The following is a 456-nucleotide window of genomic DNA, read 5'->3' on the forward strand; positions in this document are numbered from 1 at the left end:
ATTATCGTATTGGGCATTGCGATGGTCACGATTACCAGCTTTTTGGCACCACAAGTTGCAAGCTCGGTCGACCCACACTATCAAAATCGTTCAGTGGCGTTAGGGCAGAGTTTGATGAATCAAATTTTGGCGCGTGGCTTTGACGAACATAGTGATTTTGATGGTGGTCTGGTGCGCTGTGGGGATGCAGGTGCGACCGCTTGTTCTGCTCCCAATGAACTCGGAGTGGATGGTTCAGAGGCAACCCCCGCAGCTTTCAATGATGTTGATGATTATATCGGTTGTTGGTACACCGATACTACGGAGTCAGCGTGTGTCTCATCAACGAAGTACCCGCTCGCTAATATCCTAGACGAAAATATTGAAGACAGTTATGCCAATTTTCGTGTTGAGATTTCGGTGGTGTATGATCAAAACATGGACGGAACTGACGATAATACTATTGGTACGATGAAG

1 protein-coding gene is annotated in these 456 nt (G+C 46.7%); it reads left to right on the forward strand.

What is annotated here, in order from left to right; genetic code table 11:
* The coding region (locus AB4512_RS23100) for an MSHA biogenesis protein MshD (RefSeq protein ID WP_372175854.1) at window positions 1-456 on the forward strand (456 nt) is incomplete at both ends.

It is taken from the genome of Vibrio sp. 10N.222.52.B7 (genome assembly GCF_041474275.1).
Lineage (GTDB): Bacteria > Pseudomonadota > Gammaproteobacteria > Enterobacterales > Vibrionaceae > Vibrio > Vibrio crassostreae_C.